Source organism: Streptomyces sp. NBC_00096 (genome assembly GCF_045041305.1).
Classification (GTDB): Bacteria; Actinomycetota; Actinomycetes; order Streptomycetales; family Streptomycetaceae; genus Streptomyces.
In genome coordinates, this window is the sequence record NZ_CP108221.1 from 6,238,521 (window position 1) to 6,257,683 (window position 19,163).

Below are 19,163 nucleotides of genomic sequence, written 5' to 3' on the forward strand. Positions count from 1 at the left end.
GCAGGTGAACGGCAAAGGACACCTCTTGACATCCTTTCCGGCGCCCCTCTAGCGTCCCGGCCATGAGCGAGCCGCTGACGATTCCCGGTGAAGGCTTCCACCCGCACCTTCCCGACGCACCGGACCGCCCGACGGCGCCGCTGCGCAACCGCCTGCACCACGTGCGCGCCGACTCCCTGGACGGCGGCACCGCCCAGAGCGGCGGCATGCGCAGGTTCGCGGCCGTCAGCGGCAAGACCGTCGGCTCCGAGAAGCTGTGGATGGGCCAGACCCACGTGGCCCCCTCGACCGCCTCCTCCGACCACCACCACGGAGAGTCCGAGACCGCCATCTACGTGGTCAGCGGACACCCCGAGTTCGTCTTCCTGGACGACACGAGCGAACCGGCGGAGGAAGTGCGGCTGCGCACCTCGCCCGGCGACTACGTCTTCGTCCCGCCGTTCGTGCCCCACCGGGAGGAGAACCCGGATCCCGCCGAGGAGGCCGTGGTCGTCATCGCCCGCAGCACGCAGGAGGCGATCGTCGTCAACCTCCCCGGGCTGTACGCCCTCCCGGCTGCCGAAGCCTGAGCCCGAGCCCTCCGCCGGAGATGTGTACGCAGCGTAACGAGTCGAGGGCGGCGCGTAGAAGTACACAAGGAACTTAAGCAAGCTACTTGCCTACCTGCTAGGGTGCAGATATGGCTGAAACATCCGAATCACCCCAAACCTCCGCAATGGCCCATCGTTTGGGCGTGGCGATCACCCGGCTGCGTTCGCGACTGCGGGAAGAGGCGGGTCTGTACGGGACCGGCCTGTCCGTCTCCCAGGTGGCCGTGCTGCAGAGCGTGGCCACGCAGGCCACCGTGACCGCGGCCGAGCTGGCGAAGTTGCAGCACGTGAGCCCTCAGGCGATCGCGCAGACGCTCGGCGTGCTGGAGGCCGAAGGGCTGGTGGGCAAGGAGCGCGATCCGGCGGACGGTCGCAAGACCCTGATCCACTGCACGGAAGCCGGTACCCGGCTGCTCACCTCGTTCACCACGGCCGGGGAGTCCTTCCTCGAGCAGGCCGTCGACCGGCTGGTGCCGCCCGGCGAGCGCGCGGACCTGGAGCGGGCCATCGCGTTGCTGGAGCGGTTCGCCGCCGCCGACCTCGACGGCAAGGGCGGCCGGCGGACATGACGATCTCCGGGCAGTCCCGAGCCGGGAAGGCCCGGACGGACGGGGAGGACGCCTTCGGGTGGCGGTTCACCACGCCGCTGTACCTCGGCACGGCCCTGAACCCGATCAACAGCTCGATCATCGCGACCGCGCTGGTGCCCATCGCGACCGACCTGCACGTCCCGGTCGGCTCCACCGCCGTACTGGTCTCGTGCCTGTACCTGGCCAGTGCGATCGCCCAGCCCACCGCGGGCAAGCTGGCCGAGGAGTTCGGGCCCCGCCGGGTCTTCCTGGCGGGCGTCCTGCTGGTCCTGGCCGGCGGGCTGATCGGCGGCTTCGGCCAGAGCCTCGGCATGCTGACGGTGGCCCGTGTCCTGATCGGCATCGGCACCTCGGCCGGATACCCGGCGGCCATGGTCTCCATCAGCCGCCGCGCCGGCGCCGCCGGGATGAGTGGTCCGCCCGGCGGCGTGCTCGGCGGAATCTCCCTGGCCGGAATGTCGATCGCCGCGGTGGGACCACCGTTGGGCGGCTTGCTGGTCGGCGCGCTCGGCTGGCACTGGGCCTTCCTGATCAACATCCCGGTCACCGCGGTCACCCTGCTCACGGCGCTCCTCCACGTTCCCCGCGATCCGGCCCCCGTCGAACGGCGCGATCTGCGCACCGTGGCCGCCCGCCTCGACTTCGTGGGCATCGCCCTCTTCGGCGGCACGATGGCCGCCCTGATCAACGGCCTGCCCCACCTCGACCGGCCCGTGCTCGCCGTGGCAGCCGCGCTGGCGGCCGTGCTGGCGTGGTGGGAACTGCGCCACCCCACCCCGTTCGTCGATCTCCGTGCGCTGCGCGAGAACGGCGCCCTGACCCGCACCTACCTACGGGTCGCACTGACCGCCCTGGGCGCCTACACGGTGATGTACGGACTCGTCCAGTGGATGCAGGACGGACGAGGCATGTCCGCCGGGCAGGCCGGCCTGATGCTGCTGCCGATGGGCGTGCTCTCCGCCCTGCTGGCCCGCCCCCTGGCCAAGCGCAACCTGGTCCGGGGTCCGCTCCGCACCGCCGGCCTCGCCCTGCTGGCCGGCTCGATCACGATCGTGCTGCTGGGGAACCACAGCCCGGTCCTGGCGATCCTGGCCGTCACGCTGATCTACGGAGTGGTCATGGGCACCACCTCGGTGGCCAACCAGACCGCCCTCTACCTCCAGGCCCCGCCCGATCAGATCGGCACCGCCGCCGGACTGATGCGCACCTTCACCTACCTCGGGCCCATCGCCTCGGCCACCATCACCGGCGCCGTCTTCAAACACGGCGCCACCGACAGGGGCCTGCACACCATCGGCCTCGTCCTGATCGCCGCCGCGGCAGCCGTCCTCGCGCTGACCGCACTGGACCGCACGCTCGAAACCCCGGCCGCAACCCTCACCGAAGGGCCCGCCGAAATCCCCCACCGGCCGGCCGCCACCGCCGACATGGAGAACACCCCATGACCACCCCCACCACCACCGCACTCCCCCCCACCCGCACCGCGCTGCTCGTCCTCGACTACCAGAACGGCATCCTCCCCATCCTGGACAAGGACGAAGCCGAAGCCCTGCTGGACCGCATGCATACGGTGACCGGCGCCGTCCGCGCCCGGAACATCACCGTCGCGTACGTCCACATCGGCCTCACCGATGCCGAATGGGACGCCGTACCCGACACCAACGCGTCCTTCACCATGGCGGCCCGGAACCACCGGATCCGCCCCGAGGACGAAGCCGCGGCCATCACCGACCGACTGGCCCCGCAGGACGGCGACATCGTGGTCCGCAAACTCCGCTTCGGAGCCATGTCCACCACCGATCTCGACCGGCAACTGCGCGAACGCGGCATCGACACCCTGATCGTCACCGGCGTCACCACCAGCGGAGTCGTCCTGTCCACCGTCCTCGACGCAGCCGACCGCGACTACAAGATCTACCTCCTCTCCGACGGCGTCACCGACCCGGACCCGGAAGTACACCGCGTCCTGCTCGACAAGGTCTTCCCCTCCCGCGCCCAGCTCATCGACACGCCCGAACTCCTCACCCTCCTCGAACTGGCCTGTGATCACAGTGACCCGGTGCCGTACCGCCCGGATCGCGGCGCCCAGTCGTAAGGGCCGCGCATCACCGTGTGCAGGGCGTCGCGGAGATGCCGGTCCAGGACGGTGCCCTCGGCGGCGTGCAGTCCGCCTTCGAGGCTGCGGAAGCGGGCGATGCGCGCGTGCAGCATCCCGAGCACCCGGGCGGAGGCGTCGCCGATTCGTCCCGTCCGCCCGCTGGAGGATCAGGAGGAGGTCGTGCGGATCCGCGCCGGCTTCTTCCTTGGGGACACGCACAAGAATGCGCGGCCGGGCACCTCGAAGCGGAGCCGTAGGACCGCCCGGCGCCCGTAACCCACTTGACCGGAACCGCACAGCGGCTTCGGCACAGGAGGGCCGGAAGGCGTCGCCCCTCGGCCAGTCGGGCACGCACATGGCAGTGGGACGAGTTGAGCCAAAGACCGGCCCGGTGGGGGCAGCGGCGGAACAATGGGCGAGGGGTCCATCGAGCGGCAGGAGAGTGACCGTCGTGAGCGGAGCGATGAAGGCGCGGGCGTGGGCGGCAGCCGGATCCGTGGTGGTCGCCGCACTGAGTGCCCTCGTGACGAACGTCGTGACCGATACCCCGTCCCCGAAATGGTGGGTCTTCTGGGGAGTGCTGCTGGCCCTGGGGGTAGTGCTCCAAACATGGTTGAGTGCCGGGGGCGGGCCGCCTGTGACCGCCTCGGGTGCCGGTTCCGTCGCTGTGAGGGGCCGTGTCGGCGGAGCTGTGTCCACACGAGTACGGGACGCGGCGCAAGACGCTCCACCAGCGCCTCCCGGCGACGGCGTGGCGGCTGCGGCTCCCGGGGCGATCGCGGCGGAAGGTGAAGTAGAGGGCGACATCACGACCGATGTCGAGAGCAGCGGGCCCCTCCAGCCGTGAGCGGCCGTGTCTCTGCCACGGGTGAGAACTCCGTGGCAGTCGCCGGCACCGTTCACGGGTCGGTCCTCACCAACCCCGTCTTCTCTGTTGGCGCAGTCCCCATGGCAGTGGCCGTCAAAGACCCGAGCACGGTCTTCGCGGACGTCGGCGTCGACACGTTCCGGGGACGAACCTGGCTCATCGATCGGATCGACGCCTTCCGCGCCCGTCACCGTTGCGGGTTCATCTGGATCGAGGGTGACGCGGGCGTGGGCAAAACAGCGCTCGCTGCCCACCTGGTGTCACGACGCGGATACGTGGCGCACTTCGCGCGGCTCGCCGGCGGCACGACGACGCGGGTGGCACTGCGCAATCTGGCCGGCCAGCTCATCGAGGCCTACGGGCTTGCAGACTTCGCCCCCGGAGGCATGCTGCCCGAGTGGGCCCACTCGCCGGAGGGCTTCGAGGCAGTCCTCACCGCAGCGGCCACCGCGGCCGGCAAGGCCGGGGAAGCACTCATCCTCGTCCTGGACGGACTCGACGAAGCGGAACAGGAGGGGCACGAGCTCCCCTGGGGCATTCAGGCGCTCCTCCCCAACGGCGTCTTCGTCCTGGGCACCTACCGCACCGGTCACCCGTTGGGGCCCACCGACTCGAACACGGTGACGCTCCGCCTGGACGTTGACGACCCGCGCAACCAGGCGGACATCCTTGAGTACCTGCAAATCGCCGTGACCGAGGAGAAGTTGTCCGCGGCGCTCGCTGCGGCCGACGTCACGGGCGAGGCCTTCACCCGCGCTCTGGCGCATCAATGCGCGGGCGTATGGGTGTACCTCCGCTATGTGCTCGACGAAGTACGCATCGGGCTGCGCCACCCAGTCGACATCGACACCCTCGAGGCCGGACTGCCGCACTACTACGCGTCACAAATGGTGCGTTGGGAGGCGCAGGACAGCTGGCTGCAAGTGGGCGCTCCGCTGGTCGCCGTCCTGGCCGCTCTTCGTGAACCGGCGACCGCGGACCACATCCGGCGCCTGGCAGGCGTCAAGGAAGCCCGCGCCGTACACCTCTGGTGCGATCGGTGGCTGCGCCCGTTCCTCACCGTCGATGCCGCGGCCGAGCGCGTGTACGCCATTTACCACGCCAGCGCGCGGGAGTTCTTCGGGGGTGGGCTGCCCCCGGCCGTCGATGGTCACCCGGACCACTGGATGGCACGCGCGGAAGGCCTGCGCAGGGGGCGTCGATCAGCGCACAGCCGCATCGCCGATGTGTACCTCGACATCTACGGAGGTCTGGACGAAGGCCTTCCGTATCTCGCGGCAGACCCGTCCCTGGCCGGCCAGGACAGCGCTTTCGCCCTGCGACACCTGACGCACCATCTGATCCGTGCCGGGCGCGGCGAGGACGTTCATTCATTGCTGCGCATCGAGCGGCACGGGCCGGGTGAGGGGCGGTCCAATGTGTGGTTCGCCGCCCACGACCACACCGACGGCCTCGACGAGTACCTGGAAGACCTGGCGTTGGCACGAAGGGACGCCGAGGCCGCCACCGACGGGGAACTGGCCGGCGGAATCCCCCCTTGCTCCTGGGCCCTGGAAGCGAGGTACGCACTCATGCGGTCGTGCATGGGCAGCCTCGCCGACAGCTTCCCGCCCGAACTCGCCCTGGAACTCGTGGAGTCCGGGCACTGGACACCCGCTCGTGCGCTCGATCATGCGCGCCGTCTGATCGATTCGATGGTTCGTCCGCGAATCCTCCTGGACCTGCGTCCCCACCTCCCGGAGCAGATGTCCCTGCAAGTCCTCCAAGAAGTGACCGCGGAGTGCCGCTCGCGGCGTGGCGATCCCGCGGGCGCGGGGTCGCTGACAGGTGCGGTCTTCTGGCGGGGCGACCGCGCGCAACCGGACGAAGTCGAGGTGGCGCGGGCAGCGATCGAGTCCTTGCCCAAAGGAGAGTCCCGCCTCCGGAATTTCCTCGAACTGATCCCGTTTCTGTCACCTGATGCGAGGAAGGGTCCAGTGCGCGAAGTACTGGAAGGGCTGTCTGCGACCGATGATCCGCATCAACCCACATGGATGCTCCTGCAACTGCTCCCGTTCCTCGACCCGGACGCCCGGACCGACGCGGTCGCAGAAGTGCTGAACGCCGCCGAAGCAACGCCCAAGGACGAAAGGCGCATCCGGTGGAAGGTGCAACTCCTGCCCTACCTCACAGGAGAGCAAAGGGATGCCGTCACCACTGAAGTGCTCGCAGATGCCCACATGGTGCCGTTCGATGTCACCAGCGTCTGGGTCCTCGACGGTCTTGCGGACAACCTGTCATCCAGCCGTCTGGCGGAACTGGTCCGGGTCACAATCGACTCCGTTCCGAGGGGATACCTCGGGCAAGTCCTGCCCGACCTCGCCCCGCACCTGGAGGCTCCCCTCATCGCACAGGTACTGGCTGCAGCACGCGAGTGCCCATCAGGGCACGCCCGCATCAGTGCCTTCTGCGCACTTGTCGAACACCTCCGGGACGAAGAGCGAGCGCAGGTCCGTACGGAGACCTACGCCATGATCCGGGACTTGCCCCCGGACTGGGGCCAAGCCTCCCGCTGGATCGATGTCATGGAGGAAGCCCCCGACGACCTTCTACCCCTCTTGGTGCGCGAGGTTCTGGATCTGCTGGCCAACACCACAGACGCTGCCATGCGCGGCCACTTGGTCGGCCTGATGACGCCCTACCTGGATGACGAAGAGGTCGCGGAGGCCCTTGATCTCGTTCGCAGCCTTCCGGACGACCGGCACCTCGCCGCGGCGCTCGTCTCGCTGGCCGCTCAACAGCCCGAAGCCCAGGAGAGCGTCTTTGCAGACGCGCTGGACATCGTTCGCCGGATTCCCGAAGCAACGGAACGAGCCCGCGGGCTGGAAGCGATAGCCGCACAACTCCCCGAAGTCTGGCTGCGATCGGCACTTGACGTAGCCCTGGCCTCCGAGGACGAAGATGCTGCCGATTCCCTCGATGCCCTGGCCCCGTGGCTGCCGAGGGACCTGATGGCAGTTGCCGTGGAAGCGGCGCTGGCTCTCGAGGAAGCGGACTCCAGGCATGCAGCTGTCAATGTGCTCCTGCCCCACCTCCCCGAGGACTTGGCCTTGCGGGTTCTCACCACCGTCCTCGCAGAAGAGGCCGGGCCGCCCGATCCGGAGCTGCTGCGCGACTGGGCTCCTTTCGTCCCGGCCGTACTCCAGTCCCGCATCACGTCGCTCTGTGAATCAGTCGGCGATCCCGCGGAACGAATCGGATGCCTACTGGCCATCGGTACTGGCCTACCGCACACCCTGCGGCAGTCGGTTGCCAAGGCGGGACTGGAACTCGCCTGCGGCTCCCCGGAACGCGGCACGCACCGTTTGCTGGAGTTCGTGGCACCTCACCTGGAGGACGCCGACTTTCACCGCGCGGTTGGTGCGGCTCGCGCCATCACCTCTCCCTATGAGCAGGCCCTGGCTCTGGTGGCTCTCGCCGGCCGTATGAGCTCAGACGCCGCTCCTGCCGTGTATGCCGAGGCCCTCTCCGTCGTGGCGGCGGCGGACTACGACACGAAGCGATGGTTCCTGGCCGAAGCGGGAGCCGCGCTTCCCGCAGACCAGATGGCCACCGCCCTGACATGGCCGGATTCGATCGTCGCGTGGTGGCTCGAGCTCGGTCATCCCGAACTGCCGCAGGCTCTCGTCCCGAAGGCACTGGAGGTCATCCTCGGGCAGGACACGGACTGGTGGGTGGCCAAAGGACTCCCCCCACTCGCGGCCGCGCTCCCCGAAGAACTCCTCCGGCAGGCAATGGCGAGCGCGCCGGCGGAAGACGGAAAGGCACCCGCGGCGATCATCCGCAGGGCCTGTGAACTGCGCCCCGACCGCCCGGCGGCCGACACGATCTCCCTGTTGCGCACGGCGATTGACCGATCGTCGCGCGAGGCTGTCCTCGTCGTTCTCGCCGCAGCCGCCGAACCCCTTGCGCGCCTCTCGCCCTCAATATCCGAAGCATGCCTCGGGGCCGTCGAGGACGTCAGGAGCTGGTGGTGAGACACCCATTGCCGATGCTCCAACGCCCACCACCATGCGGACCGTCGCACCAGGCCACAGGCGACCATGCAGTGCTCGTGCCGGGCCGTACCACGGCTGACCAGCGCGAATTGCCGATGCCGCGTCACCCCGCAGAACGGGTCGTGGCGGCCGTGCGCGGTGCGGGGGCGAAGCCGGGGGTGGCGGCGGGAGGCGGGCGCCCGCCGGGGCGGCGGCGTAGACGTAGGCGTCGGGCCGCAGGGCGAGGGTGGCCGCGCGCTGTCGGTCGAGCCAGGGCAGCAGAACGCCGTCGCTGTCGACGAGGGTGCCTTCCGCCGGTCGGGATCCGGTGGGTGTGACCGTGAGGGAGGGGACGTCCCACTGGGGCTGCGCGGCGGCGGTCCGCGCGTGCAGCAGCAGCCAGCCGCCGTCGAGAGCTTCGTCCAGGCGCATGACCGCCCCGTCGGGTGCGGTCACGTGTGGCTGCGGGATCTGGCAGCCGGATGCGCGGGAACGGGGGCGGGCCTGGAGCCCGGTGTCGTAGCGGGCGACGGGAATCCAGTGCGAGTCCTGCAGCCACTGGCCAAGCCCGGCACGCCGTTGAGGACCGGGAGTACGGCATCCCGCAGCCAGGTGACCGGGCGCCGCCGCTCCGTGATGATCCGGCCGACGAACACCGCTCGCCTGGTGACCTCCTTGACGTGCGGCTTGCGATCGGCCTCGTAACTGTCCAGGACCGGCTCGGGCAGCTGTCCGCTCAGCACGGCGTCCAGCTTCCAGCACAGGTTGGCCACGTCGCGCACCCCGGCGGCCATGCCCTGGCCGATCCAGGGCGGCATCGCGTGTGCGGCGTCGCCGGCCAGGAAGACCCGGCCCACCCGGAAGCGGGCGGCGCAGCGGAAGTGGTGGCTGTACACGGCGGCCCGCGGCAAGCATTCACCTGCTGTCGATCACCCGTCACGATGAGTGGCAGGGGTGCTTCCCCCGGCGGGGCCGTGCCCCGAAAGGCCGCCGCCGTCGGCCGTGCGACTGGTGTCTCAGCGTCAGGAGGTCGTGCTCATGGGCAGATTCCCGGGTTGTGCCACGTTCCACCCGGACGGGGTAGTGCTGTCGGCGTCCGAGCGGCGGCCCTCCCCGGAAGGTGTCCAAGGAGGGTCGGGCGAGACCCGCCACTGCCTGGCCTGGCCTGGCAAGGGCCAGGGTCAGTGGCAGGCCCTGGAGTAGATGAGCGGTACGTAGGTCTCGAGGGACGTGGGGTGGGAGGTCCGGCCGGTCGACGCGACGTGCGTGGTGGCGGCCGGTGAGGCGGACGGCACGGCGAAGCTGCTCGGCGCCGCCGCCAGGCCGCCGGCCACGAACAGCGCGGGGATTGCGGTTGCGATCAGTTGCTTGCGCATCATCACCACTCCTGCCTGTGAATCCCCGAGTTGGGTTGCCGATGTCCTGCCTCATCACCGTAGGTGGGAGGGGTGGCAGGCGTGAATGTTCGAACGTCCGCAAAGGGTGCGTGAGAGTCCAGAACGGCCGGGGGCTCCGGCCATGCAAGGAAACAGGTGGTCTCACCTGCTCCAGCCGGTGATCTTCAACACGCTGATCCACGATCCCGCCGAGTTCGACCCGGAGACCCGACGGCTACTGAGGGTCGTGATCGACTGGTTCGAAGGACGCGGCAAGAAACGGCTGGTCAAGAGCTGCGCATCGTGGTTCGCCGAGTTCCTCGCCTTCGCCGGAGAACAGGGCATCTTCGCGCACTGCCTGATCCCTTCGGCCGCCGACGGAGGCGACGGGCGCTGGGACGCCGCCCGCAACACCGCCTTCAACGAGGTCCTCGCCTTCTGCGGCATCAACGGCTGGTACACCTGGCGCGTGACCATGCTGGGCCTGGCCCCCGTCTGGCAGAGCGGCGACACGACAGCCCACCGCCGTACGGTCGAACTCCTCAAGCAGGGCCACTCGGCCGCCTTCGCCCTGTCGGAGAAGACCCACGGAGCCGACATCTACGCGACGGACCTGCATCCTGCATCCTGCACACCGGCAAGCCGGCCCTCGACGTCGCCCTGAACACCGTCAACATCGGCAAGTTCAACCTCGGCACCGCGGGGATCGGCGCCTGCGAGCGCGCCTTCCACGAGTCCCTCAACCACGCGCGCACCCGCCTGCTCTACGGGCGGCGCGTCACCGACTTCCCGCACATCCGGCGGATCTTCAGCGACGCCTACCTCCGTCTGCTCGCCATGAAGATGTTCACGAACCGCGCCGTCGACTACATGCGGTCCGCGCACGAGGGCGACCGCCGCTACATCCTCTTCACGGCCATGTCCAAGACGAAGGTGACCACGGAAGCGGAGCAGGTCGTCACCCTCCTCTGGGACGCCATCGACGCCAAGGGCTTACAAGCCGAAACCCACTTGAACTGGGTCGCACGCGACCTGCCCGGGCTGCCGCGGCTGGAGGGGACCGTCCACGTCAACATCACGCTGATCCTGAAGTTCCTGCCCGCGATGACGGCTTCCTCTTCCGGCAGGGGTCCACCGGCCGGCTCGGCGAGGTCTGCATCCATGGCTGGCGCCCCGCCTTCGACCACTTCGAGGCGTGGCCAACGTGGCCCGCTTCCGGGAACAGGTCGAAGGGCTCCACGAGCTGCTGACCGGCTGAGGTCCGGACGCCGACCAGCGGCAGGAACTCGGCTTCAAGCTTCCGATCGGCCGGCTGTTCACACGATGGGCCCCTGACGCGGGGCCGCTCAGGTGGCCGCCGCGGGTTCGCTCCCTCGCACGCCTGGAAGGGAAACCATCGTTCTCGTTTAGGGTGGGGGGATGCCTCGCCTGACGGACGAGCGCCGGGAAGAGCGGCGCCGTCACATCCTCACCAGTGCCTGGACCTGCTTCTCCGCCAACGGTTTCCACGCCACGTCCATGGACGACGTGATCGCCGCGACCGGCATGTCCTCGAGCGCCGTCTACCGGTACTTCCGGAGCAAGGACGACCTCATCGACGCCGCCGCGGACGAGGCGATGACCCTCGTGCGGAGCTTGTTCGACGGTCTGCTGGCCCAGAGCCCCACGGCGTCACCGGCGCAGGTGGTCGCTGCGATGGTGGGTGAGGTCCGGGACCGGGACGCCCGGTCGGAGTACGACCTCACGCGGATCGCCATCCAGTCGTGGGGGGAGGCCCTGCGCAGGCCGGGCCTGGAGGAACGCACCCGGGCCTTCTACCTCGGCGTGCACGGTCAGCTGGAGGAGCTGGCCCGGCGCTGGTGCGAGGAGGGCCAGGTCCCCGCGGACGGCGATCCCCGGGGGATCGCGACGGTGCTGATGACCCTCATGCCGGGGCTCCTCGTCGGCCGACACCTGGTGGCACCCGTGTCCGCCGAGCACCTCATCGCGGGCCTGTCCTCCCTCGGCTCGGCCTCCTGGACCAGCTGACGCGCCGGTGGGGCGTCCCTGCGCGGGACGCCCCACCGGCACGCGGTGCCGGGCCCGGCTCAAGGGCAGGGGTTCAGCAGTTCCGTCTCGGGGAGTCCGTCGACGAGGCCGCCCGCAGCCTCGCGGAACGCCGTCATGTGCGCGGTGTTCCGGTGCGCGGCCAGCGCGGGACCGTCGGACCACTCCTCGTAGACCACGAAAGTGCCCGGGGCGTCCTGGGCGCGGTGCACGCGGTAGGCGAGGCAGCCCTCCTCCTGGCGGGTGGCGCGTGCCAGGGCCTCCAGCAGAGATGCCACCACGGCAACACCGTCAGGCAGGGCCCGCAGCCGGGCGACGGCGCACACGGTCCCCGCTCCCTTGGCCGTGCCATCGGTGGGTCCGGTGCTCAGCCAGGGGGAGTCGTACTCGATGCGCGACCGATCGAGCCCGTGGGGTTCAGTCGTGTAGAGCCGCAGGCGCAGCCCGTCCGGATCGGGTACGACCAGCACCCAGCCCACCAGCGCGACGACCGGCGGTGAGTGGCGGACCCCCAGGCCGTCCAGGTGCGCGATCCATTCGTCCACGGCGGCGCGGTCCTCGACGGCCAGGGTGAGGAGTTCGTTCCCGTCCAGGGCGCGGGCTGTCGCCGGGTCCAGGCGCAGCTCCAACCGGCAGGGCAGGTGGGGGACGTCGAGGACGAGGGAGAACAGGGTGCCGTCGGGGCGGTGGTGGTCCAGTTCGCTTACCCGGCCTGCGCCCAGCACGGCGCCGTACCAGCGGGCGCTGCGCTCCAGGTCGCTGACGCACAGCTTGAGGTGGTGGAGGCCCTGGTGTGCCGGGGCCTTCGATGTGGTCGTCAGGGTGCTCATGGTCAGACCAGCCCGTCTGCGAGGAGCGCGGCCTTGCGGTTGACGGGGACGCCGCGCCGCCACAGGCCGGCGATGTCCCGTACCGCGGTGATGTCGGTGAGGGGGTTGCCCTCGACCAGCAGGAGGTCGGCACGCAGCCCGGCGGCGACGCGACCCCGGTCGTGCAGGCCGAAGGCGTCGGCGGGTGCGGCGGTTGCGGCCGTGAGGGCCTGGGCCGGGGTGAGTCCGGCCGCGACGAGGAGGGCCAGCTCTCCGTGGTAGCTGATGCCGTGCGTGGTGGGGTGGCCCGCGCCGCCCGTACCGTCGGTCCCGGCCAGCAGGGGCACCCCGGCCCGGAACATCCGCAGTGCGACGTCGGCCGCGTACCGGGCGTCGACCGAGACCGGTCCCACCCGCACCTCGCCCGGGCCGTCGGTCCGCATGCGCTCGATCTCCTTGACCCACTGGGGGTCGGCGTAGGGCCGCAACCGCGGGTCGTCGATGAGGGCGTACTCGGCCGGGCTGTCGGTCATGCCGGTCAGTGAGGCCAGGGTGGGGATCACGAACACACCCCGGGCCGCGGCGTCTTCCACGAGGGCGTCGTCGGAGGGCCCGTCGGCGGGGGCGTGGGCGAGGCCGTCGACGCCGCAATCGATCGCGAGGCGGGCCGAGCGGCGGGTGAGGGTGTGGGCTGCGGTGCGCAGCCCGCGCTCGTGTGCGGCCCGCACCAACGCGCGGATCGTCTCGGGGGACATGACGGGCATCGGCGTCCCGATCGCGGAGCCGTCCTCGATGAAGATCTTGAGGTGGTCCGCCCCGTCGGCGATCCGTGCCGCGACGAAGGCGTCGGCGTCCTCGGGGCCGGTGACAGTGGGGAAGGGGGCCATCAGGGCGAGTTCGACCAACTGGCTCGGGTGGCCGCCGGGGGCGGTGGCTCCGGTGGTCGCGATGCGCAGGTCGGCCAGGTCGTCGCGCTCGCGGGCGGCCTCCCGTACCGCGCGGGCGACCGAGGGCGTACCGCCCATGTCGAGTTCGGTGGTGATCCCGAAGAGGAGTGCCCGCCGCAGCTGTTCGGTGTCGGTCGTGTGGGTGTGGGCGTCGATCAGTCCGGGCAGCAGGGTGCGGCCGCTGCCGTCGACGACGGTTGCTCCGGCCGGTGTGCCGAGGGCGGGGCCGACGGCGACGATCACGGGACCGTCGATGAGGACGTCCTGGGGCGCGTGGAGCTCGGTGCCGTCGAAGACGGCGGCGTTGCGGATGAGGGTGGGGGCGGAAGCAGAAGTCGACATGTCCTTGTCTCCTTTGAACAGCCGGGTCATCGGGTGGACGGAACGGGCACGGGCAGTGGCAGTGGCAGGTGTTGGGCCAGCCGGCTGAGAACCTGGGCCGGTTCGGCCGGTACTCCGTGCGCGGCGAGGTAGCCGTCGGGGCGCACCAGCAGGGGAGTTCGCAGTCCCGGTACGTGGCACACGGACAGGACGGTGTCCCACTGCCGCCCGCCCTTCGGTTCGCCCCGGCCGGGCAGGGCCAGCGTCCAGCGCAGGTCCGCTTGCCGGACGGTCAGGGGCGAGATCCGGTCTCCCACGCGCGGGGAGTCGCGGTCGGGTTCCCGCGCGTAACTGATGTCGAGCTGGGCGAGTTTGGTGGCGACCCAGCCGGCGATCCCCGATGTGGCCGCGGCTGCGGCGAGGAGGTCGTTGCGGCGCTGCCCGGCGGCCGGGTCGCGCAGGGTGGCGATCTTGGCGAACTGGCTGGTGAAGGCGACCAGTTCGGATGCGACCGGGTGTCGCTCGTCGTGATAGCTGTCCAGCAGTTCGGCGGGGGCCGCGCCGGTGAGGACGGCGTGCAGCTTCCAGGCCAGGTTCCCGGCGTCCTGGATGCCGGTGTTCATGCCCTGGCCGCCGGCCGGGCTGTGGGTGTGCGCGGCGTCCCCGGCGAGGAAGACCGGACCGGCCCGGAACCGCTCGGCGACCCGCTCCTGAACGCGGTACGTGGAGGCGTTCAGCACCGAAGTCACCCGGATCTGTGCTTCCGTCGGCCCGCGTTCGGAGATCAGCCGCTCGATGTCCACGGCGCGGGGTGCGGCCGACCCCGGCGCGGCGGGAGTCACGATGCGGTGCTGCCCGCCGGCGAGCGGAGAGAGGAGCAGCATCCCGGCGGAGGAGAGGATGAAGGTGGTGTCGTCCTCCCCGAGGCCGCTCGCACCGGCGTCCAGGTGGACGTCGGCCAGGGCGAACAACTGCTCCGGTGCCTCTCCGGGAAAGCCGATCGCGGCAGCTGTGCGCACGGCGCTGTGCAGACCGTCGCAGCCCACCAGATAGCGCGCGGAGACCGATCGCAACGAGCCTTCCGGATCGGCGATCACGGCGGTGACCCCGGGAAAGTCGGGCGTGAAGCCGAGGAACCTGTGGCCGCGGTGTACCCGGCCGCCCAGTTTCCCCAGGCGTCGGAGCAGGTGCTCCTCCGTCGTCTGCTGGGAGGCGAGCAGGACGTACGGGTAGGGCGTGTCCAGATCGCCGTAGGAGGCGTGCAGCAGAGTGTGCTGCCGGTCGTGGACGCGGAACCCGCGCCCCCGCTCACCGGCCGCGACGAGGTGTTCGGCCACGCCGATCCGGTCCAGGTATTCGAGGGAGCGGGGCTGGAGAGCCGCCGCTCTGCTGCCGGTCTGTACGCCGGTGTCGCGGTCGATGAGGACGTGGTCCACGCCCAGCTGCCGCAGGCTCGCGGCCAGGGTCAGCCCTACGGGACCGGCGCCGACGATCAGAACGTCCGTGTGCGGTGGGAGGGGGGCGGGAGTGGTGATGGGCGACGCAGGCATGATGCCTCCTCGTCGTGCGGGGTTCCCCGCGATATCCGCAGGAGACCCGTCACATCAAAGAGAAACGAGCGTTTTCGTTTCACTGTGAAGCTAGCACTGGAGGGGGTGTAACGCAAACGTACGTTTCCGTTTGGCGTGGCGTGGCAGTCGGCACGTGGGGCGCGGTGGGCATCAGACCTCGTTGTTCCACATGCGGAACACCGCGCACTTGCCGTGGCTGTCGAAGGTGACGGTCCACAGGTTGGCGAAGGTCCCGAGCTCCGTGTAGCGCCCGGTGCCTTCGATGGCCGCGGTGTCCCCGTTGATCGTGAGGAGGGACCACTCGAATTCCCAGCCCCCTTCCTGCCATCCGGCCCGGCCGCGCCACCCCTCGACGATCGCCTCGCGGCCGACCCAGTCCGTCTCGTACGGCCACTCGTGATACTCGGCCTCCGGGGTGAAGAGGGCTGCGATGTCCTTGCGGCTGTTGGAGGTCCAGGCCCGCACGTAGCCCTCGACCCACGTTTCGACCTGCTGTTTCGTCACCATGGCGTGTCTCCGTACGACGTGTCTCTGCGGTCCGCCGGCTCAGTCGGCTCAGCCCTGGGCGGTGGGTCGTACGACGATCTCGCTGACATCGACCTCAACGGGCTGGCTGATCGCGTAGTCGATCGCCGCGCCGATGGCGTCAGCCGGCATCGCGATCTTCAGCATGTCCCTGGTGGCCTCGCGCACCGCCGTGTCGGTGATGCCCTCGGCCAGCTCGCTCCTGGTCAGCCCGGGGCTGATCACGGTCACCCGCAAGTCGCGGCTCTCCTGTCGCAGACCCTCGGACAGGGCCCGGACCGCGAACTTGGTCGCGCTGTAGACGGCCGCTGTCGGGTCGACGCGGTGCCCCGAGACGGAGGCGATGTTCACGATGTGGCCGGAGCCCTGCGCACGCATGAGAGGAATCACCGAGGCGATGCCGTGCAGGACGCCGCGCACGTTCACGTCGATCATGCGGTTCCACTCGTCGACCTTCAGGGCGGCCAGCGGAGACAGCGGCATCACGCCGGCGTTGTTCACCAGGACGTCGATGCGGCCGTACCGGCTGTGCGCGGCCTGCGCGAAGGCCCGCATGCTGTCCAGGCTGGTCACGTCCAGTTCCTGGCGGTCGGCCTGCCCGCCGCTGCTGCGGATGTCCTCGGCCAGGGCGGCGATACGGTCCGTACGTCGGGCTCCCAGCATCACCCGGTGCCCCGACGCGGCCAGCCGCCGGGCCGTCGCCTCACCGATACCGCTGCTCGCCCCGGTGATCAGTACGACCTTGCCTGCAGAAACGGACGGGACGGTCATGAGAACCCCTTCGATGAAGCCGGTGGAGGCCGGACCGGGTGCTCGTCCACCCAGGCTCCGATCCTGCAGGTGATTGCCCGGGGCAGACAGGGCGGAGCTTCCTGGGTGCGCCACTCCCAGGAAGGCGCCGCGTACGATCGAGTCATGAGCGGGTACGAACTCGGCGAATTCCTGCAAGCGCGGCGCTCCCGTCTGAAGCCCGCAGAAGTGGGCCTTCCGACCTACGGGCACCGCAGGGTCGCGGGACTCCGGCGCGAGGAAGTGGCCGTGCTGGCCGGTGTCAGCGCCGACTACTACACGCGGCTCGAGCAGGGGCGCGAACGCAACCCCTCCGGCCAGGTCATCGACGCCATCTCCCGGGCACTCCGCCTGAACACCGACGCCCACTGGCACGCCTACCGCCTCGCCGGCCTCCTGCCGGCGGCCGAGGCCGCCGACGAGTCGGACGAAGTGGACCCGGCTCTGCTCCAGCTCATGGAGTCCTTCCCCGCCGCGGTCGCGTACGTCATCAACCGCCGCCTCGAAGTGCTCGCGGCCAATGCCCTGGCCGATGCCCTCCTCTCGCCACTCGCCGACCGCCGCCGAGTACTGCGTTCCCTCTTCCTGGACCCCGCGGCCCGCGAGCTCTACGCGGACTGGCAGAGCGTGGCGAAATGCTCGGTCGAAGCCCTGCGCCTGGCTGTGGGACACCATCCGGACGATTCCCGGATGACCGCCACGATCAAGGAACTGCGCAGCAGCAGCGACGAGTTCGAGCAGATGTGGCGCAGTCACGGCGTCAGTTCATTCGGCCTCAGGCCCAAGACCTTCAACCACCCCGCGGTGGGCCGGTTCACCCTCACGTACCAGTCCTTCGACGTCCAGAGCACGCCCGGTCAGCACCTCTTGATCGGCACTGCCGAGCCGGGCGGCGCGGACGCCGACGCCCTCGCCCTCCTCGGCTCCTCGATGGCGGTGCTCGCATCAGGACCGGCGGAACGCCACTGACGTGACGCCGTTGACCGTGGCGTCACCTTGCAGGAAGCCGATCCCGACCCCTTCGGTGAACGGGTGCGGATAGTTCAGTTCCGGCGTGGTCAGTGCGCTCAGCTCGGCGAGTTGGGAAGGGTCCAGGGTCACGGCCGCCGATGCCAGGTTGTTCTCCAGCTGGTCGAGGGTCCGAGCTCCGACCAGCACCGAGGTGACGGGGTCCTGCTGGCGCACCCACGCCAGGGCGACGGCCGCGACCGTCGTACCCAGGTCCTGTGCGATCCGTTCCAGCACGTCCAGGAGTACGAACGTGTCCTCGGTCAGCAGCGGGGCCGCGTAGCCGGCCCGCCCGGAGCCCGGGGCGGTGGTGCGGGTGCGGGAGTACTTTCCCGACAGGACTCCGGAGGCGAGCGGGCTCCAGGGGGTGATGCCCAGCCCGAACGCACGGGCGGCGCCGAACTGTTCGCCCTCCACGGTACGGGCCAGCAGCGAGTACTCCACCTGGAGCGCGGCCACGGATTCCCAGCCCCGCAGCCGGGCGGTCGTCGCGGCCTGGGCCACCCACCAGGCGGGCGTGTTCGACAGCCCGATGGCGCGGACCTTGCCCGCGCGGACCAGGTCGTTCAGGGTCGACAGCGTCTCCTCCAGGGGAGTGTGCCGGTCCCACACGTGCATCCAGTACAGGTCCACGTAGTCGGTGCGCAGCCGCCGCAGCGACGCATCCAGTTGCGCGAGTACGGCCTTGCGCCCGGCACCGCCCGCGTTCGGATTGGGAGGGTCCATGGTCCCGCCGAACTTGGTGGCCAGCACCACACGGTCGCGGACCCCGGGCCGCCCCGCGAAGTACGCCCCGAGCGTCTCCTCCGACGCCCCGCCGTTGTACTGGTTGGCGGTGTCGATGAAGTTCCCGCCCACCTCCAGATAGCGGTCGATGATCGCGAAGGACTCCTCCTGCGGCGACCCCCAACTCCCGTCGTCGAACGTCATCGCGCCCAGCGCCAGCGGACTCACCCGCAGCCCCGAACGGCCGAGCGTGACGTACGAACCCAACAACGCCATGACCGTGCCACCTCCTCGTCCTGTCGACCGTTCCGGTCGACGATCCTCACCAGGAGACTCGCCCCCGCACCGCGTCCGTGGAAGGCCACACCAGAGGGGGTAGGGCACTCCTGGGAACAGGCCCCCCGACCCACCGCCGCGCCCGTCTCACACCCCGCCATCCGGAAATCGCGACAGGGAGCCCCAAGGACTCCGCCCCTGGCGAGCCCGCCTCCGAGCTGGACGTGGAGGAGGTCTTGCTCCTGACGGCCCAAGAGCCCGACCGCCTCTGGCGGGCCAAGAGGTTGTCGCCTGCCTCGCTCCGGGCGGGAGTCTGGTCCGTGACCGGTCCGGGAGGCGCGACTGAGCGGCTCCCTTTCCACGCTTAGCGTGATGGCCCCGTGTTGGTGGGTGACGCTCCGGAGCTGACTTCAGGAGGGTAATTCCCCTTCCGGGAGCTAGACTTGGCGCTCTAGAAGAATCCAAGCGCCTTCGGGGAATAGCTGCACAAAAGGTTCTTCGTCTGCTGGTGGTACACGCCTCGCATGGCCGCTACCAGCGGAAACGGCCACGATTCCGTCAAGCTGCAGGCGGCTGGTCCGCGTATGGCCCGGATCTTGGTCGGCAC

The 19,163-nt window shown here is 70.0% G+C and carries 18 protein-coding genes; 9 read left to right on the forward strand and 9 right to left on the reverse strand.

Annotated elements, in window-relative coordinates; translation table 11 throughout:
• Positions 1-62 precede the first annotated feature (62 nt).
• The 4 genes from OG904_RS27725 (at position 63) to OG904_RS27740 (ending at position 3,275) form a co-directional block, all read left to right on the forward strand.
• Complete coding sequence (locus tag OG904_RS27725) at positions 63-569, forward strand: cupin domain-containing protein (RefSeq protein WP_405495507.1); 507 nt, start codon at positions 63-65, stop codon at positions 567-569.
• A gap of 164 nt (positions 570-733) precedes the next feature.
• The gene (locus OG904_RS27730; RefSeq protein ID WP_405495509.1) at positions 734-1,159 is read left to right on the forward strand and encodes a MarR family winged helix-turn-helix transcriptional regulator; all 426 of its coding nucleotides are present in this window, start codon (positions 734-736) and stop codon (positions 1,157-1,159) included.
• Positions 1,156-2,625, forward strand: a complete 1,470-nt coding sequence (locus tag OG904_RS27735; RefSeq protein WP_405495511.1) for an MFS transporter — start codon at positions 1,156-1,158, stop codon at positions 2,623-2,625. Before OG904_RS27730 ends, OG904_RS27735 begins: the two co-directional genes overlap by 4 nt.
• Positions 2,622-3,275, forward strand: a complete 654-nt coding sequence (locus tag OG904_RS27740; protein WP_405495513.1) for a cysteine hydrolase family protein — start codon at positions 2,622-2,624, stop codon at positions 3,273-3,275. Before OG904_RS27735 ends, OG904_RS27740 begins: the two co-directional genes overlap by 4 nt.
• On the opposite strand, the gene OG904_RS27745 is transcribed toward OG904_RS27740, so the two are convergent.
• On the reverse strand, positions 3,227-3,391 hold the full coding sequence (locus OG904_RS27745; protein WP_405495515.1) for a hypothetical protein: 165 nt from the start codon (positions 3,389-3,391) through the stop codon (positions 3,227-3,229). The genes OG904_RS27740 and OG904_RS27745 overlap by 49 nt on opposite strands.
• An 835-nt stretch (positions 3,392-4,226) precedes the next feature.
• Between OG904_RS27745 and OG904_RS27750 the strand changes: the two genes are divergently transcribed.
• A complete protein-coding gene (locus tag OG904_RS27750) occupies positions 4,227-8,162 on the forward strand; it encodes an AAA family ATPase (protein ID WP_405495517.1) in 3,936 nt (1,311 codons plus the stop codon).
• Positions 8,163-8,614: 452 nt separating this feature from the next.
• On the opposite strand, the gene OG904_RS27755 is transcribed toward OG904_RS27750, so the two are convergent.
• Positions 8,615-9,073: an FAD-dependent monooxygenase gene (locus tag OG904_RS27755; RefSeq protein WP_405495519.1), complete on the reverse strand. Its 459-nt coding sequence runs from the start codon at positions 9,071-9,073 to the stop codon at positions 8,615-8,617.
• A 270-nt stretch (positions 9,074-9,343) separates the two neighbouring features.
• On the reverse strand, positions 9,344-9,541 hold the full coding sequence (locus OG904_RS27760; protein WP_405495521.1) for a hypothetical protein: 198 nt from the start codon (positions 9,539-9,541) through the stop codon (positions 9,344-9,346).
• Between the two features lie 175 nt (positions 9,542-9,716).
• Here OG904_RS27760 and OG904_RS27765 point away from each other — a divergent pair, with 175 nt between their 5' ends.
• From OG904_RS27765 to OG904_RS27775, 3 genes are all read left to right on the forward strand, one after another.
• On the forward strand, positions 9,717-10,202 hold the full coding sequence (locus OG904_RS27765) for a hypothetical protein (protein WP_405498417.1): 486 nt from the start codon (positions 9,717-9,719) through the stop codon (positions 10,200-10,202).
• 41 nt (positions 10,203-10,243) lie between these two features.
• Positions 10,244-10,873: an acyl-CoA dehydrogenase family protein gene (locus tag OG904_RS27770; RefSeq protein ID WP_405498309.1), complete on the forward strand. Its 630-nt coding sequence runs from the start codon at positions 10,244-10,246 to the stop codon at positions 10,871-10,873.
• 84 nt (positions 10,874-10,957) lie between these two features.
• Positions 10,958-11,566 (forward strand): TetR/AcrR family transcriptional regulator, encoded by a 609-nt coding sequence (locus OG904_RS27775; RefSeq protein WP_405495523.1) that lies wholly within the window; start codon positions 10,958-10,960, stop codon positions 11,564-11,566.
• Between the two features lie 59 nt (positions 11,567-11,625).
• Here the strand turns inward: OG904_RS27775 and OG904_RS27780 are convergent, their stop codons facing one another.
• The 5 genes from OG904_RS27780 to OG904_RS27800 form a co-directional block, all read right to left on the reverse strand.
• The gene (locus tag OG904_RS27780; RefSeq protein ID WP_405495525.1) at positions 11,626-12,414 is read right to left on the reverse strand and encodes an antibiotic biosynthesis monooxygenase; all 789 of its coding nucleotides are present in this window, start codon (positions 12,412-12,414) and stop codon (positions 11,626-11,628) included.
• Between the two features lie 2 nt (positions 12,415-12,416).
• On the reverse strand, positions 12,417-13,682 hold the full coding sequence (locus OG904_RS27785) for an amidohydrolase family protein (RefSeq protein WP_405495527.1): 1,266 nt from the start codon (positions 13,680-13,682) through the stop codon (positions 12,417-12,419).
• A gap of 26 nt (positions 13,683-13,708) precedes the next feature.
• Entirely contained in the window at positions 13,709-15,211 is a 1,503-nt protein-coding gene (locus OG904_RS27790) for an FAD-dependent monooxygenase (protein WP_405495529.1), read from the reverse strand.
• A gap of 171 nt (positions 15,212-15,382) precedes the next feature.
• Positions 15,383-15,739, reverse strand: a complete 357-nt coding sequence (locus OG904_RS27795; RefSeq protein WP_405495531.1) for a nuclear transport factor 2 family protein — start codon at positions 15,737-15,739, stop codon at positions 15,383-15,385.
• Positions 15,740-15,787: 48 nt separating this feature from the next.
• Complete coding sequence (locus OG904_RS27800; RefSeq protein ID WP_405495533.1) at positions 15,788-16,528, reverse strand: SDR family oxidoreductase; 741 nt, start codon at positions 16,526-16,528, stop codon at positions 15,788-15,790.
• A gap of 144 nt (positions 16,529-16,672) precedes the next feature.
• Here OG904_RS27800 and OG904_RS27805 point away from each other — a divergent pair, with 144 nt between their 5' ends.
• Entirely contained in the window at positions 16,673-17,515 is an 843-nt protein-coding gene (locus OG904_RS27805) for a helix-turn-helix domain-containing protein (RefSeq protein ID WP_405495535.1), read from the forward strand.
• Here OG904_RS27805 and OG904_RS27810 read toward each other — a convergent pair.
• Positions 17,492-18,556: an aldo/keto reductase gene (locus OG904_RS27810; RefSeq protein ID WP_405495537.1), complete on the reverse strand. Its 1,065-nt coding sequence runs from the start codon at positions 18,554-18,556 to the stop codon at positions 17,492-17,494. The genes OG904_RS27805 and OG904_RS27810 overlap by 24 nt on opposite strands.
• Positions 18,557-19,163 lie beyond the last annotated feature (607 nt).

Excerpts from the sequence above, each read along its gene's own strand:
- OG904_RS27735 (WP_405495511.1), top strand. The coding sequence starts at position 1,156 with ATGACGATCTCCGGGCAGTCCCGAGCCGGGAAGGCCCGGACGGACGGG.
- OG904_RS27750 (WP_405495517.1), top strand. The coding sequence starts at position 4,227 with ATGGCAGTGGCCGTCAAAGACCCGAGCACGGTCTTCGCGGACGTCGGC.
- OG904_RS27740 (WP_405495513.1), top strand. The coding sequence starts at position 2,622 with ATGACCACCCCCACCACCACCGCACTCCCCCCCACCCGCACCGCGCTG.
- OG904_RS27775 (WP_405495523.1), top strand. The coding sequence starts at position 10,958 with ATGCCTCGCCTGACGGACGAGCGCCGGGAAGAGCGGCGCCGTCACATC.
- OG904_RS27725 (WP_405495507.1), top strand. The coding sequence starts at position 63 with ATGAGCGAGCCGCTGACGATTCCCGGTGAAGGCTTCCACCCGCACCTT.
- OG904_RS27800 (WP_405495533.1), bottom strand. The coding sequence starts at position 16,528 with ATGACCGTCCCGTCCGTTTCTGCAGGCAAGGTCGTACTGATCACCGGG.
- OG904_RS27780 (WP_405495525.1), bottom strand. The coding sequence starts at position 12,414 with ATGAGCACCCTGACGACCACATCGAAGGCCCCGGCACACCAGGGCCTC.
- OG904_RS27795 (WP_405495531.1), bottom strand. The coding sequence starts at position 15,739 with ATGGTGACGAAACAGCAGGTCGAAACGTGGGTCGAGGGCTACGTGCGG.
- OG904_RS27745 (WP_405495515.1), bottom strand. The coding sequence starts at position 3,391 with ATGCTGCACGCGCGCATCGCCCGCTTCCGCAGCCTCGAAGGCGGACTG.
- OG904_RS27805 (WP_405495535.1), top strand. The coding sequence starts at position 16,673 with ATGAGCGGGTACGAACTCGGCGAATTCCTGCAAGCGCGGCGCTCCCGT.
- OG904_RS27810 (WP_405495537.1), bottom strand. The coding sequence starts at position 18,556 with ATGGCGTTGTTGGGTTCGTACGTCACGCTCGGCCGTTCGGGGCTGCGG.
- OG904_RS27790 (WP_405495529.1), bottom strand. The coding sequence starts at position 15,211 with ATGCCTGCGTCGCCCATCACCACTCCCGCCCCCCTCCCACCGCACACG.
- OG904_RS27760 (WP_405495521.1), bottom strand. The coding sequence starts at position 9,541 with ATGATGCGCAAGCAACTGATCGCAACCGCAATCCCCGCGCTGTTCGTG.
- OG904_RS27785 (WP_405495527.1), bottom strand. The coding sequence starts at position 13,682 with ATGTCGACTTCTGCTTCCGCCCCCACCCTCATCCGCAACGCCGCCGTC.